A 17,289-nucleotide genomic window follows, 5' to 3' on the forward strand; every position below is an offset into this window, starting at 1 on the left:
GGCCCGGCGCGACCCGATGGTCTGTTCCCGATTGTTGGGGCGTGTAGACGCCCGTCGAGGGGCTCAGGCGCCGCTCTGGCACTTCTTCATGAACGAGGTCTTGGCCGCGCCGGCGAGCTTCTTGCCGTCGGAGCCGACCGCCTTGGTCTCGCAGGCGTCCGTCGTACACTTCTTCATGAACGAGGTCTTGGCCGCGCCGGCCAGCGGCTTGCCGTCCTTGCCGACGGCTTTCGTCTCGCAGGAGGCGTCCTGTGCAAATGCCGAACCGGCGGCAAAGGTCGCGATCACGGCCGCCAAGAAAATCCGCTTCATCTGGGTTCTCCCTAAACCAAACCAGCGGCCGGATTGGATACGGGATTCCTGGCCCGATCAAGTTCCCATGGCCGATTTTGTCGATAAAATACCCCGATCAGATCAAGGAAATTCCGCGTGCAGCGCGGAACAAAATCGGGGAAGCGCGGAATGGAATTCGAGACGCTGGTACAGTCACGCAAAAGCGTGCGCGGGTTCAAGCAGCAGCCGGTGTCGCGGGCGACGGTCGAGGAGATCATCGAGGTGGCCAAGCGCGCGCCGTCCTCGATGAACACCCAGCCCTGGCACGTCCACGTCCTGACCGGGGCGCCGCTGGAGGAAGTGCGCCGCCGCAACATGGAAGAGATGGTCGCCGGTGCCAAGGTGAAGCGCGACATCGTCAGCCATGGCGAATACCAGGGCGTGCACCGCGGCCGCCAGGTCGACATCGCTAAGAAGCTGTTCGGGGCGATGGGGATCGCCCGCGACGACAAGCCGATGCGGCAGGATTGGGTGCTGCGCGGCTTCCGCCAGTTCGACGCCCCGGTGTCGCTGGTCCTGACCTACGACCGGATCCTCGATCCGGGCGCGGTCTGCCATTTCGATCTCGGCGCGCTCTGCTACGGCATCGTGCTGGCAGCCTGGGATCGCGGCCTTGGCAGCGTGATCAACGGCCAGGGCATCATGCGCTCCGACATCGTGCGCGAGGTCGCCGACATCCCGGAAGACGAGGTGATCATGACCTGCGTCGCAATGGGCTATCCCGACGACGGCTTTGCCGCCAATGCGGTACGCTCCGACCGCGAGGCCAACAACGATTTTGTCCGCTACGTCGGCTTTGCCGATTAGCGCCGCGTCGTTCGCTTGCTCAGGGGAACAACCTCGTGCGGCACGCTCGGTTGCGCGATGCACGGGCGTGTCCGGCGCATTTGCGTACGCGCCGACCACGCCGCGGGATATTGAATTCCGCGCCGTGAAACCATCGCGCGAGCGTGAGCACGGCTGCGCGTTTCCGCTATTCTCGCCGGTAAAAAATGCGCTACTGGTTTTTTGAAGCACCAGCGCGGGCGAGGAATCCCGGATGAGCGACGATGAACAGACAGCCATGATCCGCGAGACCGTCGCGAGATTCGTCGATCGCGAACTGATCCCGCTCGAGCCGCACTATCTGAAATCGAAGCTGCCCGGCAGCGATCACCCCGAGCTCACGTCGGAACAGCGCAAGCGGCTGCGCGACGTCTCGAAGGAGCTCGGCCTCTGGGGCCTCGATGCGCCCGAGGATCTCGGTGGCCACGACCTGCCGACGCGCACGATGGCTGCGGTGCACGAAGAACTCGGCCGCAGTTGCGTGCCGTTCGTGCTGCCGCCGGACTCGCCGAACCTGCGCATGCTGCAGGCGGTCGGTACCGACGCGCAGAAGAAGAAATATCTGCAGCCCTATATCGAAGGCCGGATGGCCTCGGCGATCGCGATCTCCGAGCCCGGCGCCGGCGGCGATCCCGCGGGCATGAAGACGCGCGCGGTGCTCGAAGGCGAACAGTGGGTGCTCAACGGCCGCAAGATCTGGATCAGCAATGCACGCGCCGCCGACTTCATCATCGTGATGGCGCGGGTCGGCAACGATCAGCGCCAGGGCGGCATCACCTCCTTCATCGTCGAGAAGGGCACGGCGGGCTTCATCATCGAGCGCGAGATTCCGATGGTCGGCGGCGGCTCGACCTACGAGATCGTGTTCGAGGATTGCCGCATCCCGAAGGACTCCGTGCTGGGCGAGGTCGGCAAGGGCTATGCGCCGATGCAGCTGCGGCTGCGCACGCGGCGGCTCGAGATGGGATCGACCTGCGTCGGCATCACCAAGCGTGCGCTCGACATGATGTGCGAGCACGCCAGGCAGCGCGAGACCTTCGGCGTCAAGCTCGCCGAGCGCCAGGCGATCCAGTGGTGGATTGCCGATATCTCCACGCGCATGCATGCGTGCCGGCTGATGGTGCGCGAGGCTGCCGACAAGACCGACCGCGGCGAGGACATCCGCCACGAGGCCTCGATGATCAAGGTGTTCGCGACCGAGATGGCCTATGACGCCTGCGACCAAGCCATGCAGACGCTCGGCGCGCTCGGCGTCACGCTGGAATTGCCGCTGAACGCGCTGTGGCAGAAGGCCCGCCTGATGCGGGTCTACGAAGGCCCGAGCGAGGTCCATCGCCAGGCGATCGCCCGCCGCGTGCTCGGCTTGCGCGGCGGCTAGCAGGGCGCGCGGCCCTCAAGCAAACCCGTCATTGCGAGCGCAAGCGAAGCAATCCATCGTGCCGCAGTGGAGACATGGATTGCTTCGTCGCTGTCGCTCCTCGCAATGACGAGGAGAAAACCTGCCACGTGGTCACCACGTGCTCTCGGTTACGCCGCCCGCACGTCGGACAGGAAGCGGTTGACCTGGCCGGCGAGGTCCTTGGACTGCGTCGAGAGCTGTTCGGCTGCGCCGAGCACCTGGTTCGCGGCGCCGCCGGTGTCGTCCGCGGCGCGCTGCACGCCGGAGATGTTGGAATTGACCTCCTGCGTGCCGCGCGCGGCTTCCTGAACACTGCGTGAGATCTCCTTGGTCGCCGAGCCCTGTTCCTCGATCGCAGCGGCGATCGCGGTGCCGATCTGGTCGATCTCGGTGATGACGTCGATGACGCTCCGGATCGCCGTCACGGTCTCGTCGCTCGCGGTCTGGATCGCGGTGATCTGCTCGGAGATCTCCGTGGTTGCCTTCGCGGTCTGGCCGGCCAGCGACTTCACCTCGGACGCGACCACGGCAAAGCCGCGGCCGGCCTCGCCGGCGCGGGCCGCCTCGATGGTGGCGTTGAGCGCCAGCAAATTGGTCTGTGCCGCGATGCTCTGGATCAGCGTCACGACGTCGCCGATCTTCTGCGCGCCCTCGGCCAGCGAGCGCGCGGTGTCGCCGGTGCGCCGGGCATGATCGACCGCGCGCGCGGCGATCTCGGTCGAGGTCGCGACCTGGCGGGCGATCTCCGAGATCGAGGAGGTCAGCTCCTCGGTGGCGCTCGCCACCGTCTGCACGTTGGTCGAGGTCTGATCGGACGCCGCTGCGACGACGGCGGCCTGGCGGTTGGTGGCGGCGGCGGTGGCCGACATCGATTGCGCCGTGTCCTCCATCACCGAGGATGCCGCGGACAATCCGCCGACCAGCTCGGTGACCTTGGCTTCGAAGGCGCGGGTCAGATCGTCGAGCACGCGGGCGCGGCGCATCTTGACGTCGTTCTCGGCTTCCTTCTCGGCAGCGAGGCGATCGGCTTCGATCTTGTTGTCCTTGAACACCTGCACGGCGGCGGCCATCGCGCCGATCTCGTCCTTGCGCGCGGCGCCCGGGATCGTCTCGGCAACTTCGCCCGCGGCAAGACGCGACATCCGGCCGGTGAGGGCCGCGATCGGGTTGAGGATGCGGCGGCGGACCATGACGATCAGGCCGGCACTGACGGCAACGACCGCGAGCAGCCCGATCAGCGCCACCACGAAGCTGAAGCGCGCCGACGAATAGGCGCCCGCAAGGCCTTGCTCGGCATTCTCGTAGAATGCGTCGCGCACGGTGATGATGGAGGCGAGCCCGATCTGGGACTCGGCATAGTAGGTCTCGACGTCCTGCTCATACTTGCCGGAGATCGCGCCTTCCTTGGCGAGCTTCAGGGCCTTGCCGAAACGCTCGACATAGTCGGCCTGCATCTTGCCCAGCGCCGTCAGGACATTGGCTGATGTCGCCGGATTGTTGCGCAACTCCTGCAGCGTCGAGAGGATCTGCTCGGTGCGGCCGGTGCTGCGGAACAGCTCCAGCTTTTCCTGTTCGGTCGCGACGCGCTTGGCGCCGACCAGCGCCTTGTGCAGGCTGGCATTGAGGCCGCCGGTGTCGCGCAGGGTCCAGGCGACATTGGCGTAGCTGGCCTGGCGGTAGGCGTTGCCGTCAAGGCCGGCGAGGCGGCGCACCTGCTCGTCGAGCAGCACGGTGACGCCGGCGTTGAAGACGGAGTTGTCGGCGACGATCTTGGTTGCCGCCGGACGGCGGGCGTCGAGCGGACCTGCGATCGCTTTCTCGATCGCGTCGCGGAGCGCGGCGAACTTGGCCTTCAGCGCATCGATCGCGCTCGCAACCGCTTCGCCGTCGTCGAGCGAGCCGGGCAGCGTGGCGCGGACCTGATTGACCTTGGCGAGCGCGCCGTCGGTCAGCTTGCGCAGCTTGTCGAGATCGGTGATCTGCTTCTGGTCGATCGCGCCGGTACTGAACAAGAGGTTGGTGGACATGCCGCGTTCGGAGTTCATGTAGCGCGGGATGTCGCCGACGGCGCGGACGATTTCGAGCCGGCTCTGCGCGGTCGAGACCTTGTCCATGGTCTGGTACTTGGTCACCGCGACATAGGCCGCCAGTCCGCCGCCGACCGCGGACAATGAGACGATCGCGGCCGTCAGGAGAGTACCGATTTTCATGGGATGCGCGCCATTCTTGACGAGAGAGGTGTCAGTAGCTCGTGATCTGTCGCCTGTTTGTAGCTCGTGAAGTGTCGTGTTTTCGGTGCTCCGGAACAAAGGGGGCGCGATGGGCACGGCATCCATTCACGAGGGTGTACGACGGATGCGGTTTTCAGATTTGCTGGATCGGACGGAGGCGAAGGAACTGACGCAGGAGGCAGCATCGGAGGTTCTTGGGATCAGTGTTCGGACGTTTCAACGCTGGGCGGAGCGCTATGAGGCGGAGGGCGACGACGGGCTGGTCGACCGCCGGCTGGGGCGTCGTTCGCCACGGCGGGCGCCGGAGGAGGAACTGGAACGAATGCTTGCGCTGTACCGGGACAAGTACGCGGACTTCACGGTGAAGCACTTCCACGAGCAGATGCAAAAGCGGCATGATTATGTGCTGGGCTATACGGTGACGAAGCTGGCGCTGCACGCGGCAGGGCTGGTGCGAAAGGCTCCGAAGCGTTCGGCGCACCGCAAGAAGCGGCCGCGGCGGCCGCTTCGGGGCATGCTGCTGCACCAGGACGGATCGCGCCACGTTTGGATCGAAGGCCTGCCCGCGAGGGACCTGATCGTCACGATGGACGATGCGACGAGCGAGATCTACTCGATGGTGCTGGTCGAGGAAGAAGGAACGGCCTCGACCTTCCAGGCCTTGCGCGAAGTGATTGGCGAGCATGGCCTGTTCTGCGCGCTCTACACCGACCGCGGCAGCCATTATTTCCTGACCCCAAAAGCTGGCGAGAAGATCTCGAAGACGCAACAAACCCAGGTGGGACGGGCTTTGTCGCATCTTGGGATCGAGCATATCGCAGCCTATTCGCCGCAGGCGCGCGGGCGCTCCGAGCGGGTGTTCGGCACCTTGCAGGACCGGCTGCCGAAGGAGCTGCGGCTTGCCGGGATCACGACGGTTGAGGCTGCCAACGCGTGGCTGAAGGCGCATTACATCCCCGGGCACAACGCCGCGTTTGCGATCAAGCCCGAACAGGAAGGCTCGGCATTCGTGGCCGACCGGCATGAGGCCTGGCGCGAGGCGCTGTGCGTGATCGAGGAGCGAACCGTCGCCAACGACAATACCGTTGCATGGAACGGTCGGCGGCTGCAGCTGCCGGAGAGCCGGCTCAGACCTCACTTCGTCAAGGCTGTGGTGCGCCTACATGAGTATCCCGATGGCACCGTCAGCGTGTTCCTTGGACCGCATCGATTGGCGAGGTTTGCGCCTGACGGACAGCAGATCAGCCCCGACGCGCTTCAGCCTGGCGGCGTGCTCGGAGCCGTCAAGGACAAGCCCTGGCGGGCGCGCAAGCGCGCGTCCTTGACCGCTCCTGCGCGCGCCGCCGTCGAGACAGCGCGGGTCGGGACGGAGAAACGGGCTTCAAGTCGAACAAAGAAACTCACCCACAGGGCTAAAACCGCCACAACAGCCGTGGCATGATCAATCAGGGAAAGCCGTCCCCGCCTTCCGGCTCCCCTGCAAATCAGAAACGAAGGCGACAGATCACGAGCTACAAAAACACGACATCTTCACCCGCTACGGACAATTCTTGACGAGAGAGGGGAGGCCTCAACCGTAGCGGGCGTGCATTAAGCTTGGGTTTATGATGCGGGAGTCGCCGCAACGGTCCCGGCAGTTTGGTCCGAAAGTCGAAGGCGCCGCATCGCCCCGGCCGCGTGGGGCGGCAGGCGTGACACGTCAGTGCTCGTCGTCGTCAGCGCCCTTGGCCGCGGGGCGGTGCTGGGTGGCGCCGTTCGAGCCCGCTTCGCCGCAGGGGAGCTGGTTCCAGGTGCCATCGGCGGCCTGCTGATAGGCCTGGCAGCCGGACGAGGTGGTGGTCGTGGATTTGTCGTCGGCCTTCTGCCGCTCGGTACTCTTGCCCAGCGCGGGCGTGGCAACGGCAGCGATGGCTGCGAGCGAGCCTGCGAAAACCAGCTTTGCGATCCGCATGTCGGTTCCTCCTTCTCGAAGCGAAAACATATCCAGAAAACAAATCTGGCGATTTTTGGCCACGGCGAAGGGCCTGCGACGAATTGCTTAATGCTGGCGGAACGAGCCGGCATGCCGGTTAACACTTGTGCGCGGCGGCTCACCGCGCCCGCGCCGCAGGACGCTGTTGCCGCACCGTGCTAGGATCGCCCCATGACCCACCGCATACTCGTGTTCTACGGCTCCTATCGCTCGGATCGCATGGGCATCCGGCTGGCACACTTCGTCGTCGACGGCCTTCGTGCCCGCGGCAACGATGTCGAGTTGATCGATGCCAAGGAGGTCGGCCTGCCGATGCTCGACCGGATGTACAAGGAACATCCCAAGGGGCAGGCGCCGGCCGTGCTCGAAACGCTCGCCGGAAAAATCCGCGACGCCGACGGCTTCCTGTTCGTCACCGGCGAATACAATTGGGGCATTCAGCCCGGGCTGAAGAACCTGACCGACCATTTCCTCGAGGAATGGTTCTGGCGTCCCGCGGCGATCGCAAGCTATTCGGCCGGGCGGTTCGCCGGCGTGCGTGCCGCGACCGCCTGGCACGGTACGCTGTCCGAGATGGGCATGGTGGTGGTATCGAGCACGATCGGTGCGGGGCCGATCGCGCAGACGCTGTCGGCCGAGGGCAAGCCGATCGGCGAGGGCGGCAAGGCGCTCGAACGCGCCTTTCCGCGCTTTGCCGAGGATTTTTCCTGGTGGATCGAAGCCGCCAAGGTACAGCGGGCGCGCAAGGCGCCGCCCTACTGAGCGCAGGTCTGCCAATCCCGGGAGTTTCGCGATCATGAGCCTCTTCACATCGCCGTTCGATCCCGCACGCGAGACAGCCCTGGTCACCGGCGCGGGCAACGGCATCGGCCGCGCCATTGCGCAGGCCCTGGTCGGCGAAGGTGTGCGGACGGTGTTTGCCGATCTGCATGAGGACAGGGTTCTGGCGGCGATCAAGGCCGCGCCGCGTCCCGAACTCGCGGTCGCGTGGGCCGGCGATCTCGCGCAGCACGCGGCGTACGACGCCCTGTTGGCGCATGCGCAAGCCTCGCTCGGGCAGGTGACCCATTTCGTCCACAGTGCTTCGCCGCCGCGCCGCGAAGCCGATCATGCGATGGCCGTCGATCAAGAGATCTGGCGGCAGATGCATGCGGTCAATCTCGATGCCGGCTTTCATTTGTCGCGCGAACTGGCGCGCAGGCTGATCGCGGCGAAGACGCCGGGCTCGTTCCTGCTGCTCACCTCGCTGCATGCCGGCACGCCACGCAACCTGCCGCATTACTCGACCGCGAAGGCCGGCATGGCGATGCTGGTGAAGGAGCTTGCCAAGAGCTGGGGCCGCTATGGCATCCGCGTCAATGCGCTGGTGCCCGGCGCGATCGCGGCCGGCGGCTTCGTCGCCGATCCCGCGCTGGCAAAGCATATTCCGCTCGGACGGCTTGGCCAGGCGGACGATCTTGCGCCGATGGCGCTTGCCGTGCTCTCGCACAAGCTCTCCGGTTACGTCACCGGGGCGTCGATCGTGGTCGATGGCGGCCTGTCGCTGACCAACTGGTTCGCGCCGCCGGAGCTCGATTGAGGATTCTCGTTCGACGTGTTTTCTTCACGCGAACCGGTGCCCATCCCGCATCAAGTGCGGGACAGGCTTCGCTCGAAAACGCTTTCTATTCCTTCGTCCTGATGTAGCCCGCGAGCCGCGTCTTCTGGTCCTGGCACCAGGTCGTCATGCTGCCGGCGCGGCGCTGATCGAGGTCGGTGGTCTGGGTTGCGATCGCAACTTCCGTCATCAGGTCGTCGGCCTGCTTCTCGCCCATCTTGCCGCCGGTATGCATGAAGGCGATCGCCTTGCGCACCTTCTCGGTGGTGCCGTCGGGCAGATGCATGTCCTGCGCCCGCTGCACGAGGTCCTGATAGACCAGATCGGTGCCGGGGCACTCGACCTTGGCGGCAAAGGCCTGAAGCACCATCGTGACATAGGCCGCGCGCGGATCGGCATGGGCAGGGGTTGCTGCGACAATCAGGCCGCCGATCAGCAGGGCGTAACGCATGAATTTCCTCCGGAGGTTTTGGACGTTTTTTGTGAAGCTAGCGTCCAAGGGAACCGAGTGCAACCGCCAGGACACACTCACGGAAAGAACCGATCAAACGGACGTGTTCCAACCTGCGCTGCCACGATTTGAGCACGATTTCGGCAGCATGTGGCACAAGTTGACGCAGGGGAGAATGATCGTGTCAAAGTTGGGGCTTGCTGCGGTGCTGGTGGGATCACTTGCGCTTGGCGGGTGCATGCAGGCGACGCTGTCGCCGGCGACGGATGTCGCGATGACGTCGCGCGATCGGCAATTGCTGGCGCATCCGCCCTATGCGGATGCCAAGATCCCGCAGCAGTTCCAGCGGCACATTGTCGAGTACACCCGTCGGGAGCAGCCGGGCTCGATCCTGGTCGATACCGACGCGCGCTACCTCTATTACGTGCTGCCCGGCGGCAAGGCGATCCGTTACGGCGTCGCCGTCGGCGAGGAGGCGATGGCCTTCTCCGGCGTCGCCACGGTCGGCCGCCTGGCCGAATGGCCGGATTGGGTTCCGACCCAGGATATCCAGGAGCGGCTCGGGCCGTATCCGAAGCGTGTCGCCGGTGGACCGGCCAATCCGCTCGGTGCCCGCGGCATCTACCTCTACCAGGGCAACAAGGACACGCTGTATCGCATCCATGGCACCAACCAGCCCGAATATATCGGGCAGGCGATCTCGTCGGGCTGCATTCGCATGACCAATGGCGACGTGATCGACCTTTATCAGCGGGTCAAGCCGGGCGCGACCGTGGTTGTTCTGCCGCCGGGACAGAGCGCGTAATTCGAATACAAAGTGTATTGCGGCCGATCGCGTCATCGCGATCGGCCGCACGCTTTTTTAAAGGTCAGTCAGGCTCAGCGCAGCGGCATCGGCGGCCGAACCACCGGGCCGCCATCATCCGCGTCAACAACCGAGGACTGCTGCTGCACCGGCCGCGGTGCCGCAACCGCCTGTGGGGCGGCGGCGGGAGCCGGCAGCGGCGCTGCTGATGCGGGCGGTGGAGGCGGCGGGATATAGGCCTGCGCCGGTCGGCGCACCGGCGGCGGCGCAACGGCGGCATGCGGCGCCGCCTGTGGCGTGACCGCGGCGCGCGGGCGCGGCGGAGCGACCGGCCGCGGCTCGACGGCCCTGGTCTCGGTCGTCTTCGCGACGCGCTGTGCCAACTGATCCTGGCCGGCCTTGAGCTGATCGATGCTGGTCTTCAACTGCTCGATCTGCTGTCCCATCGACGCGAGATCGCGCGCCATCGATTGCAGCAATTGCGTCTGGTCGGGTGCCGTTGCGGCTGGTGCCGCCGCGGTAGCGGGCGCAACCGGTGCTGCTGTGGCAGCCGGGGCCGCGACAGGGGCGGGCGCCGGCGCGGCTGCGGCGGGCACGGCCGTGGCGACGTCCTGTGGCGGAGTGGCCGGTGCAGCTTCAGCTGCCGCCTGATCGGTTGTCGCCGCCGGTGCTGGCGGCGCACTCGCCTGATCCGAGGCGGAGGCTGCCTTGCCTGGGATCAGCGAAGTCAGTGCAGCGATCTGGGGCGCCCACTCGGCGGCGATCTGCTTGGCGCGATCGCCGTAGTGCTGCCACGCCGCGGTGCCCATGGCGCCAGCGATCGCGAAGCAGAACCAGAAGGCGCGGATCGCCCATTTGCTGGTGGGGCGCGGCGCGCGGTCCAATCTGATGTCGTCCAGTCGGCCGTCATGGCTTGGCGCGCTATAGGCCGGCTCGGCCGCCACTGACATTGGCGTGACCGGCGGCACCGAGGCGACGGCCGCGACCGGGGGTGTGGACGTAGGCGCGAGGCTTGAGCCGAAATAGGGCTCGCGTTGCCCCGGCGCTGCCCTTCCGGCTGGCGCTGCGGCGTTGTCCGGACGTACCGGAGCGAAGCTCGGTTCGATCGCGAAAATATCGTGTGGATCTGCGTCTTTCAGTGTCGATTGCATGGCGGTCCCCGTTTCATTCCAAGGTCAACCGCAAATGGGCGGCCGGCAAATTTACGCTCTGTATTGACCCCTGACCCTGTCCCCACGACTCCAGTCCGGTTTGACCAAAGCAAGGCGAGAGGGTGGAGAGGTTGGGGAGTTTGGGGAACCGAAACCCGGGGGCGAGGGGGCGTGGCCATCCACGGCCCGAGTGCGGCGCTTCAAGCCGGCATTTCCGGGTGAAGCGTCCGGGTTGTGTGGCGCATCCACCACATCCGAGGGGAAATCGCATCGCGTGCGGCAGGTCTGACCGCGCTCCGCCACCGTTCCGCCCCGATTGGATTCGGCTGATAGGCCGTTGGATTTTCGGCTTGGGCTGGGGGCGCAAGTTGGGGGTGCAACATGTCACGCGACGATGCAGTCAACTCGTACGTCGGCGTCAAATGCAGCGCGCATGGTGCTGCGGCCCCGATCCTGTTTGCGCATGCCCGAAAGCCGCTCCGGCTGCTCGCCGTGATGATCGGCGCGGCGTCGCTCGCGGCGTGCGCGCAGTCCTCCGTTGTCAGCCAGCGCTCGCAGGCGCTCGCGAGCCGGCCGGCATCGATCGAGCCGTCACGGGCTGCGTCATCTGCCACGCGCACACGCGTCGCCACGGCGCGCAGGCATACGCCTTATGCCTCGCGCAGGACGGGCAACAGCAAGATCGCCTCGCACGGCGTCGCGAGCTTCTACAGTGAGGAGCAGCCGACCGCGAGCGGCGAGAAGTTCGACGGGCGCGAGTTGACCGCCGCGCATCCGACATTGCCGTTCGGCACCAGGCTTCGCGTCACCGACGTCAAGAGCGGCCGTTCGGTCACGGTGCGCGTCAATGACCGCGGACCCTACGTTCCCGGGCGCATCGTCGACGTCTCGCATTCTGCGGCGCAATCGCTCGGCATGATCGGCAAGGGCATCACGAATGTCAGGCTCGACGTGGTGCAGTGAACCGCGCCGCACAGGCGAGGTCCGGGATTTTTGCCAGCTGGATCGGGAAAAAGTCCCGGCGCTGCGCGCGCTTTAATCCTGTTGTCCGAACGACGGCGGCAAATAGAATTGTTGCCGCTACTTCCCCGCGCTCTCCATTTCCAGGCGCGTGGATTTCCACCCAATGAACCTTCCCCGCCTTGGTGTCCTTCCAAGGCGGGATTTTTTCTTGTGGCCGCCATGCGCGCCGCATGCGTTGACAGCGCAGGCCGACGCCATAGCCTCCGTTCTGCTTTGGAGGGCTGCGATGCCAAACAACAATCAAGAAACGGACGGCTTCGCACGCTCGAGGACGGCAGAGGCACGCACCGGATCGAGGTCGGCCTCGATGCGCCGCGCGAGGGCACCACGACGATGACCGGCAACAAGTTGCATCACGAATACCAGCCCGACCTGATGCGCGTGGTCGCGAGCGGTACCTGGCGCGACCTGCGCACTTTCGTGATGACCTGGACCTTCGTGGAATCGGCGTTTCGCGACACCGTGACCCGCACCTTCGAGGGACCGCAGATGCGATTCGCGCGCAGCGTCAACGTCAACTCATTGGCGCTGGATATGCCGACCTTGATGGGAAAGCTCGCATAGGCGCGACCGAAGGTTGCGCGCTGGCGGATCCTGCGCCGGCGGTTCCACCAAATTGTCACAGTCCCAGCGAAATCCGGCCCAAAGCCGCTGCCAACAAACGCCGGATGGACCAAGTCGGCGAGGGACAAGCGTTGGCCTACAAGATGATCGCAGAACGCGAGAACGAAACGGTCAGGATCGAGCGCGAGAGCACCTTCATCATCATCGCCAAGGCCAAGGTCTGGGCGAGCGAAGGGTGGCAGGTGGTGATCACCGACAAGGACGGGAAATCATACCCGCCCGAGGAGTTCGACAAGCTGCTCGCGGCCTAGCGCTGCGCTGACACCAGCAGCATCATCGGCCGTTCGAGCTCGTCGGCCAGTTCGGGTGCGGCCTTGATCTGCTCCCGCGTCGGGCAGAACTCCTCGACATGGCGCAGCGTGAAGCCGGCGGCGATCAACGCGTTGAGCGTGGTGCCGATGGTGCGGTGATATTTCAGCACACCCTTCACATACCAGTCGGTCCGGCGCTCGCCTTCGATGAAGTAGCGGTTGACCGGCCAGGTCTTGCGGCCGTCTTCGTCCTGCCCCCAGTCCGGATGGACGGCCGCCATGTAGACCGGATGCTCGACGGTGAAGACCAGATGCCCCTCCGGGACCAGCGCGCGATACAGCATGCGCGCCAGGCGATCGAAATCCCTGATGTAGTGGAAGGCGAGGGCGGAGTAGGCGAGATCGAATGTCGATTTCGGCAGCTCGAGCGTCTCGAGGTCGGCGATCTCGTAGGTGATCGCCGCATCCTGCGTCATGGCCGCGGCGCGGGCGATCATGTTCTGCGAGAGGTCGATGCCGAGCACGTCGGATGCGCCTTGCTCGCGCATCCAGCGCGACACCCAGCCGAAGCCGCAGCCGAGATCGACCACGCGCTTGCCCGCGACATCGGACAGCATGGCGCGGATCGCCGGCCATTCGGGCGCGCCGAGCAGTCCGCGGACCTGCCGCGGCAGCTGGCTGTAGCCGGCGAAGAAGCCGGGATCGTCGTAGATGTTCTGCGCCATGGCTCTCTCTGTAACCGCCGCCGCACCGTGTGGGAACCGCTGATTGTGTCGCGCCCGGCGCGCTGCTGGAACCAGACGCGGCGCTCAGTGGTTTCTGATGTCAGCAGTCGACAGCCGAGGAGAGCGCCATGTTAGCCGAGATGCAAATCCACACCATCGCGCGGCAGATGCTGTTGAAGCACGGTCCGGAGGCGATCGCCCAGGCCGCGCAGAACGCCGTGGCTTGCGAGAGCAAGGGCGAGACCGACGACGCGCGCGACTGGCGCCATATCGAGGACGCGCTGAAGATGATGCGCGGACCGCATCAGAGCTGACGGCGGGCAGGCTAGACGACCCCGCCGTCGCGCAACGACACAGGGACCGCGCGAGCGCGATCGCCGCAACCCTAACCGACGGACGCTAGCCCGCCCGGCGCCACCGCGGCACGGGATCGAGCGGCGTGCGGTAGAGCTCGCGCCGGTCGATGTCGGTGACGCGCACTGCGCAGCCGCGCGCCTTCAGCTCCGGCTTGACCTGCGACAGCTCGTTGGCGAGCTGGTCGGCGCGGTCGGAGGCGAGGCTGATGTCTTCGAGGATGATGGTTCCTTGATTGCGGAACTCGTCCCCCACCACGAGATCGAAGGTGTAGTACGGCATTCCGAAGTCTCCGTTTCGGTTTGCATCACAGGGTAACACTGAGTCGAGCATTCCCTAAGATGCGTGGCGCACAATCGGCGTGCGATCGGCGCAAAAACGATGTGCAGCGCATCAAGCACGACGAACGAACAAGCCACGCCGCACGGCGAAGGAGTCCTTTGAACCAGCTCACCGCCATGCCGTTAAGATTTGATTAAAACAGTCGTCGCAAGCTCAAGACCAAGTGGAATCGCAGCGGAACCGGACTCCGGGAACCGGCAGCTGCAGGAGAAGGCCGGTGGCGTAACGCCCGCCGGCCTTTTCTCGTCGGGGATGCCGCGAAGCTAGTCGCGCAGTGTGGCTTGCCGCCGGGCGCGGCATTTCGGGCCTGGTCCGCGCATGTAGTACAGTTCGGGGCGATAGGGATTGATGACGCCATCGATCAGCGCGACGCAGCGCGCGACGAGGCGGGCGAGGTGGCGCCGCAACGGCTGCAGGGCAAGTTCCATCGCATTCATGGCATGCCCTCAGTGCAGCTCGCCGAGGATGGCGGTGAACGGCAGCTCGAAGATCTCGGTTCCGATGTCGTCGGTGACGTGAACCGCCCAGTTGCGCCAGTCCTCCACGCTCGGTGTCATGACAAAGCTGCGCGCCAATTGCTCCGCATACACGCGCGCCTCCGCCAGATCCATCGCGGCGCCGGTGCGATCCAGGATGACGTGCTTGTCGTCGGAGCAGTGAAAGAAAACTGCGGACATTCTTCCGATTCCCATGCCGAAGCGATTCTCGCGCGCTGCAATAGCAGCGCGCGCGGGCACTGAGAATCCGGGTGATCCCCCATCGGTAAACTACGGGGAATCCAGACGATTTGAATCACGCGGCCGTGATCAGCCCGACGTCAGAAGATCGGCTCGCCGATCGCAACCTCGCTGCGCGGGCCGAGCACGATCACCTCGCCGCTGGCGTCCTTGGCGCCGAGGATCAGGAGTTCCGAGGTGAAACCCGCGATGTTCTTCGGCCCAAGATTGCAGATGCACACGACCAGCGAGCCGACCAGCGCCGCCGGCTCGTAATTCGTGATCTGCGCGCTCGACCACATGATTCGCCCGGCGCCGACATCGACGCCGACCTTGTAGGACGGATTGCGGGCGCGGGGAAACGGCTGCACCTCGACGACCTTGCCGATCCGGATATCGAGGCGGGCGAAGTCGTCGTAGCTGGCCTGCGGCTTGAGCGGAGACATCAGCGCTCCTGGAACGCAAGGCGGACGCCGAGCGCGATATAGATCGTGCCGACCACGCGGCCCTGCCATTGCCCGATGCGGCGATGCCGCCTGATCCACGGGCTGATCTGGCCGGCGGCGAGCGCCAGCAGCGAGGTGTAGACCGCGCTCATGACGACGAAGATCAGGCCGAGGGTCGCGAACTGCGCCACCGCCGAGCCGTGGCCGGGATGCACGAACTGCGGCAGGAAGGCGAGGAAGAACAGCGCGGTCTTCGGATTGAGCATTTCCGCCCAGATTGCCTGCCGGAACGCGCGGCGCGGATCGACCGGCTGCGCCGCCGGCAAATCCAGCTCGTCGTTCTTCTCGAACAGGGCGCGGACGCCGAGCACGATCAGGTAGATCACGCCGGCATATTTCACGACCGAGAACGCCAGCGCCGAGGTCATCAGCACGGCCGAGAGGCCGAATGTCGCCATCGCGGTGTGGACGAGATCGCCGAGCGCGATACCGAACCCGGTCGCGACGCCGACGCGCGCTCCGCCGGTGACCGAGCGCGCGAGCACCAGCAGCACCGCCGGCCCGGGGATCAGGAACAGGCCGAGCACGACGGCGGCGTAGGTGAGGAGGGTGGTGATGTCGATCATGAAGACCTGTCCCGGATGTCAGGATGCGGCGATGGTAACCGCCGCGAAGCGCGGCTTCGGATCAAGCATCACGCCGGCGCTTTCGACAATGCGCATTTCCTCGGTTCCGCTCTGCGCCGTGCGCTCCAGCACGCCGTGGATGCCTGACGCGGCGTGGCTGAGCGCATCCGGCGTCGCCAGGCCGCGCGTGCGGGCGGCGACGAATAGCGCGGCGAACAGGTCTCCGGTGCCGGACGGGCTGATCGGAACCCTCGGCGTGCGCACGCGCCAGGCGCAAGTCTTGTCGGATTGAGTGCGCTCGATCGCCAGCGTCTCGATCTCGCTGTGCGGCGTGCCCGCCAGCTCGGCGCTGGTGATGACAACGGTCGCAGGTCCCTGCGCCATCAGCGCGCTCGCCTGCGCGACGACGTCATCGATCGTCGTCACGCGCGCGCCGCAGAGGAATTCGAACTCGAAATGGTTGGGCGTGATGATGTCGGCGAGCGGGCAGAGCTGGTCGCGCACCAGCGGCGGAATGTCCGATCGCACGAACATGCCGCGGTCGCGGTCGCCCAGCACGGGATCGCAGCAATAGAGCAGGGCCGGGTTCGTCGCCTTCGCGCGCTCGACGAAGTCGGCCACGTCCATCGCGATGTCGGCCGAGCCGAGATAGCCCGACAGGATCAGCCGCGCGGCTTCGACCGCGCCGCGCTCCTCGATGCCGCGCAGCAGGTCAGCGACCAGCTGCACGTCGAGCACCCGGCCGCGGATGGTCGGATAGCCCGGCCGGTTGCTGAGCAGCGTGGTCGGCACGGCGACGACATCGATGCCGTGCAGCTGGATCGGAAAGCTGGCGGCGCTGTTGCCGACATGGCCCCAGGCGACCTGTGACTGGATTGAGATGACCGTCATCTTGTGCGCATCACCCGAACAGTGCGGCGTAGATGACGTAGAGCCAGCCCAGGATACCGTGGATGATGGCCCACAGGATCGAATGGTTCTTGGTGTAGGAGATCGCGATCGCCAGCGCCGAGCCGAACCCCACGCCGTATTTCGCGCCCTCGACGCGGACGCCATAATATCGATTGCCGTTCATGGGGAATCCTTCCAGCGGGAGGGCGTGAGCGTGAAGGCAGCGTAACCTGCCAGTTGCCGTCAGTTCAACGGCGGATTGGAATTCCGCGGCATTGCTAAGCTCGATCATTCTCGGGCAAAGCCTTCGCCTCTGCTGCCGGCATGACGGTGATGGAGTCGGTGCGCGCATCTTTCTCCATTCGCCGGGACGACATCGAATGTGTGGTTCGCTGCGAGTCATATATCCGCATTCTCGCGACATGTTTTGTCTGATCGCACCCATGGGCCGCGAGCAAAGGGCAGTAAGCGGAATATTTTCTTATTCTGATATCGACATGTTTTGCTGAGTTGTCCGTCGGGCTGTC

The 17,289-nt window shown here is 65.6% G+C and carries 23 protein-coding genes; 10 read left to right on the forward strand and 13 right to left on the reverse strand.

The features are described from left to right. Positions 1–63 precede the first annotated feature (63 nt). Positions 64–312, reverse strand: coding sequence for a hypothetical protein (locus ACVIHF_RS13395; RefSeq protein ID WP_021079659.1), 249 nt, complete (start codon positions 310–312; stop codon positions 64–66). Positions 313–462: 150 nt separating this feature from the next. Between ACVIHF_RS13395 and ACVIHF_RS13400 the strand changes: the two genes are divergently transcribed. After that, entirely contained in the window at positions 463–1,140 is a 678-nt protein-coding gene (locus ACVIHF_RS13400) for a nitroreductase (protein ID WP_456780639.1), read from the forward strand. 232 nt (positions 1,141–1,372) lie between these two features. Then, positions 1,373–2,536 (forward strand): acyl-CoA dehydrogenase family protein, encoded by a 1,164-nt coding sequence (locus ACVIHF_RS13405; protein ID WP_253608865.1) that lies wholly within the window; start codon positions 1,373–1,375, stop codon positions 2,534–2,536. Positions 2,537–2,685: 149 nt separating this feature from the next. Here the strand turns inward: ACVIHF_RS13405 and ACVIHF_RS13410 are convergent, their stop codons facing one another. Then, positions 2,686–4,767, reverse strand: a complete 2,082-nt coding sequence (locus tag ACVIHF_RS13410) for a methyl-accepting chemotaxis protein (RefSeq protein WP_253608864.1) — start codon at positions 4,765–4,767, stop codon at positions 2,686–2,688. 145 nt (positions 4,768–4,912) lie between these two features. Between ACVIHF_RS13410 and ACVIHF_RS13415 the strand changes: the two genes are divergently transcribed. Then, a complete protein-coding gene (locus ACVIHF_RS13415; RefSeq protein WP_456792167.1) occupies positions 4,913–6,229 on the forward strand; it encodes an ISNCY family transposase in 1,317 nt (438 codons plus the stop codon). 258 nt (positions 6,230–6,487) lie between these two features. On the opposite strand, the gene ACVIHF_RS13420 is transcribed toward ACVIHF_RS13415, so the two are convergent. Next, a complete protein-coding gene (locus ACVIHF_RS13420; protein ID WP_057019943.1) occupies positions 6,488–6,739 on the reverse strand; it encodes a hypothetical protein in 252 nt (83 codons plus the stop codon). A 192-nt stretch (positions 6,740–6,931) separates the two neighbouring features. Between ACVIHF_RS13420 and ACVIHF_RS13425 the strand changes: the two genes are divergently transcribed. Further along, the gene (locus ACVIHF_RS13425; RefSeq protein WP_253608863.1) at positions 6,932–7,522 is read left to right on the forward strand and encodes an NADPH-dependent FMN reductase; all 591 of its coding nucleotides are present in this window, start codon (positions 6,932–6,934) and stop codon (positions 7,520–7,522) included. 34 nt (positions 7,523–7,556) lie between these two features. Further along, the gene (locus tag ACVIHF_RS13430; protein WP_253608862.1) at positions 7,557–8,339 is read left to right on the forward strand and encodes an SDR family NAD(P)-dependent oxidoreductase; all 783 of its coding nucleotides are present in this window, start codon (positions 7,557–7,559) and stop codon (positions 8,337–8,339) included. Between the two features lie 85 nt (positions 8,340–8,424). Here the strand turns inward: ACVIHF_RS13430 and ACVIHF_RS13435 are convergent, their stop codons facing one another. Further along, entirely contained in the window at positions 8,425–8,808 is a 384-nt protein-coding gene (locus tag ACVIHF_RS13435) for a hypothetical protein (protein WP_016843931.1), read from the reverse strand. A 175-nt stretch (positions 8,809–8,983) separates the two neighbouring features. Between ACVIHF_RS13435 and ACVIHF_RS13440 the strand changes: the two genes are divergently transcribed. Continuing rightward, positions 8,984–9,613: a L,D-transpeptidase gene (locus tag ACVIHF_RS13440; protein WP_016843930.1), complete on the forward strand. Its 630-nt coding sequence runs from the start codon at positions 8,984–8,986 to the stop codon at positions 9,611–9,613. Positions 9,614–9,687: 74 nt separating this feature from the next. Here ACVIHF_RS13440 and ACVIHF_RS13445 read toward each other — a convergent pair whose 3' ends face one another. Further along, positions 9,688–10,563, reverse strand: coding sequence for a hypothetical protein (locus ACVIHF_RS13445; protein WP_225163042.1), 876 nt, complete (start codon positions 10,561–10,563; stop codon positions 9,688–9,690). Between the two features lie 582 nt (positions 10,564–11,145). Between ACVIHF_RS13445 and ACVIHF_RS13450 the strand changes: the two genes are divergently transcribed. The 3 genes from ACVIHF_RS13450 to ACVIHF_RS13460 all read left to right on the forward strand — a co-directional run bounded on the left by ACVIHF_RS13450 (position 11,146) and on the right by ACVIHF_RS13460 (position 12,662). After that, positions 11,146–11,727 (forward strand): septal ring lytic transglycosylase RlpA family protein, encoded by a 582-nt coding sequence (locus tag ACVIHF_RS13450; protein ID WP_253608861.1) that lies wholly within the window; start codon positions 11,146–11,148, stop codon positions 11,725–11,727. A 210-nt stretch (positions 11,728–11,937) separates the two neighbouring features. Further along, positions 11,938–12,351 (forward strand): hypothetical protein, encoded by a 414-nt coding sequence (locus ACVIHF_RS13455; RefSeq protein ID WP_456792168.1) that lies wholly within the window; start codon positions 11,938–11,940, stop codon positions 12,349–12,351. Between the two features lie 104 nt (positions 12,352–12,455). Further along, complete coding sequence (locus tag ACVIHF_RS13460) at positions 12,456–12,662, forward strand: hypothetical protein (RefSeq protein ID WP_057019948.1); 207 nt, start codon at positions 12,456–12,458, stop codon at positions 12,660–12,662. Here the strand turns inward: ACVIHF_RS13460 and ACVIHF_RS13465 are convergent. Next, on the reverse strand, positions 12,659–13,387 hold the full coding sequence (locus ACVIHF_RS13465; protein ID WP_253608859.1) for a class I SAM-dependent methyltransferase: 729 nt from the start codon (positions 13,385–13,387) through the stop codon (positions 12,659–12,661). The genes ACVIHF_RS13460 and ACVIHF_RS13465 overlap by 4 nt on opposite strands. A gap of 128 nt (positions 13,388–13,515) precedes the next feature. Between ACVIHF_RS13465 and ACVIHF_RS13470 the strand changes: the two genes are divergently transcribed. Continuing rightward, positions 13,516–13,701 (forward strand): hypothetical protein, encoded by a 186-nt coding sequence (locus tag ACVIHF_RS13470; protein ID WP_016840754.1) that lies wholly within the window; start codon positions 13,516–13,518, stop codon positions 13,699–13,701. Between the two features lie 85 nt (positions 13,702–13,786). Here the strand turns inward: ACVIHF_RS13470 and ACVIHF_RS13475 are convergent, their stop codons facing one another. From ACVIHF_RS13475 to ACVIHF_RS13505, 7 genes are all read right to left on the reverse strand, one after another. Then, the gene (locus ACVIHF_RS13475) at positions 13,787–14,023 is read right to left on the reverse strand and encodes a hypothetical protein (protein ID WP_016840755.1); all 237 of its coding nucleotides are present in this window, start codon (positions 14,021–14,023) and stop codon (positions 13,787–13,789) included. A gap of 323 nt (positions 14,024–14,346) precedes the next feature. Further along, positions 14,347–14,520 carry a hypothetical protein gene (locus ACVIHF_RS13480; protein ID WP_253608858.1) on the reverse strand — a complete coding sequence of 58 codons (174 nt, stop codon included), beginning with the start codon at positions 14,518–14,520 and terminating at the stop codon, positions 14,347–14,349. Between the two features lie 9 nt (positions 14,521–14,529). Then, positions 14,530–14,760: a DUF6894 family protein gene (locus ACVIHF_RS13485; RefSeq protein WP_028332292.1), complete on the reverse strand. Its 231-nt coding sequence runs from the start codon at positions 14,758–14,760 to the stop codon at positions 14,530–14,532. A 140-nt stretch (positions 14,761–14,900) separates the two neighbouring features. Further along, a complete protein-coding gene (locus ACVIHF_RS13490; protein WP_057019951.1) occupies positions 14,901–15,245 on the reverse strand; it encodes a tRNA-binding protein in 345 nt (114 codons plus the stop codon). After that, positions 15,245–15,871 (reverse strand): LysE family translocator, encoded by a 627-nt coding sequence (locus ACVIHF_RS13495; protein ID WP_028344883.1) that lies wholly within the window; start codon positions 15,869–15,871, stop codon positions 15,245–15,247. The genes ACVIHF_RS13490 and ACVIHF_RS13495 overlap by 1 nt, the downstream gene beginning before the upstream one ends. Positions 15,872–15,889: 18 nt before the next feature. After that, positions 15,890–16,762, reverse strand: a complete 873-nt coding sequence (pdxY, locus tag ACVIHF_RS13500; protein WP_253608857.1) for a pyridoxal kinase PdxY — start codon at positions 16,760–16,762, stop codon at positions 15,890–15,892. 10 nt (positions 16,763–16,772) lie between these two features. Then, positions 16,773–16,946 carry a hypothetical protein gene (locus tag ACVIHF_RS13505; protein WP_016840760.1) on the reverse strand — a complete coding sequence of 58 codons (174 nt, stop codon included), beginning with the start codon at positions 16,944–16,946 and terminating at the stop codon, positions 16,773–16,775. Positions 16,947–17,289 lie beyond the last annotated feature (343 nt).

Source organism: Bradyrhizobium sp. USDA 4506 (genome assembly GCF_054058795.1).

Coding starts and splice junctions, on each gene's coding strand:
- ACVIHF_RS13395 (WP_021079659.1), bottom strand. CDS start 312: ATGAAGCGGATTTTCTTGGCGGCCGTGATCGCGACCTTTGCCGCCGGT.
- ACVIHF_RS13400 (WP_456780639.1), top strand. CDS start 463: ATGGAATTCGAGACGCTGGTACAGTCACGCAAAAGCGTGCGCGGGTTC.
- ACVIHF_RS13405 (WP_253608865.1), top strand. CDS start 1,373: ATGAGCGACGATGAACAGACAGCCATGATCCGCGAGACCGTCGCGAGA.
- ACVIHF_RS13410 (WP_253608864.1), bottom strand. CDS start 4,767: ATGAAAATCGGTACTCTCCTGACGGCCGCGATCGTCTCATTGTCCGCG.
- ACVIHF_RS13415 (WP_456792167.1), top strand. CDS start 4,913: ATGCGGTTTTCAGATTTGCTGGATCGGACGGAGGCGAAGGAACTGACG.
- ACVIHF_RS13420 (WP_057019943.1), bottom strand. CDS start 6,739: ATGCGGATCGCAAAGCTGGTTTTCGCAGGCTCGCTCGCAGCCATCGCT.
- ACVIHF_RS13425 (WP_253608863.1), top strand. CDS start 6,932: ATGACCCACCGCATACTCGTGTTCTACGGCTCCTATCGCTCGGATCGC.
- ACVIHF_RS13430 (WP_253608862.1), top strand. CDS start 7,557: ATGAGCCTCTTCACATCGCCGTTCGATCCCGCACGCGAGACAGCCCTG.
- ACVIHF_RS13435 (WP_016843931.1), bottom strand. CDS start 8,808: ATGCGTTACGCCCTGCTGATCGGCGGCCTGATTGTCGCAGCAACCCCT.
- ACVIHF_RS13440 (WP_016843930.1), top strand. CDS start 8,984: ATGATCGTGTCAAAGTTGGGGCTTGCTGCGGTGCTGGTGGGATCACTT.
- ACVIHF_RS13445 (WP_225163042.1), bottom strand. CDS start 10,563: ATGTCAGTGGCGGCCGAGCCGGCCTATAGCGCGCCAAGCCATGACGGC.
- ACVIHF_RS13450 (WP_253608861.1), top strand. CDS start 11,146: ATGTCACGCGACGATGCAGTCAACTCGTACGTCGGCGTCAAATGCAGC.
- ACVIHF_RS13460 (WP_057019948.1), top strand. CDS start 12,456: ATGGACCAAGTCGGCGAGGGACAAGCGTTGGCCTACAAGATGATCGCA.
- ACVIHF_RS13465 (WP_253608859.1), bottom strand. CDS start 13,387: ATGGCGCAGAACATCTACGACGATCCCGGCTTCTTCGCCGGCTACAGC.
- ACVIHF_RS13470 (WP_016840754.1), top strand. CDS start 13,516: ATGTTAGCCGAGATGCAAATCCACACCATCGCGCGGCAGATGCTGTTG.
- ACVIHF_RS13475 (WP_016840755.1), bottom strand. CDS start 14,023: ATGCCGTACTACACCTTCGATCTCGTGGTGGGGGACGAGTTCCGCAAT.
- ACVIHF_RS13480 (WP_253608858.1), bottom strand. CDS start 14,520: ATGAATGCGATGGAACTTGCCCTGCAGCCGTTGCGGCGCCACCTCGCC.
- ACVIHF_RS13485 (WP_028332292.1), bottom strand. CDS start 14,760: ATGTCCGCAGTTTTCTTTCACTGCTCCGACGACAAGCACGTCATCCTG.
- ACVIHF_RS13490 (WP_057019951.1), bottom strand. CDS start 15,245: ATGTCTCCGCTCAAGCCGCAGGCCAGCTACGACGACTTCGCCCGCCTC.
- ACVIHF_RS13495 (WP_028344883.1), bottom strand. CDS start 15,871: ATGATCGACATCACCACCCTCCTCACCTACGCCGCCGTCGTGCTCGGC.
- pdxY (WP_253608857.1), bottom strand. CDS start 16,762: ATGACGGTCATCTCAATCCAGTCACAGGTCGCCTGGGGCCATGTCGGC.
- ACVIHF_RS13505 (WP_016840760.1), bottom strand. CDS start 16,946: ATGAACGGCAATCGATATTATGGCGTCCGCGTCGAGGGCGCGAAATAC.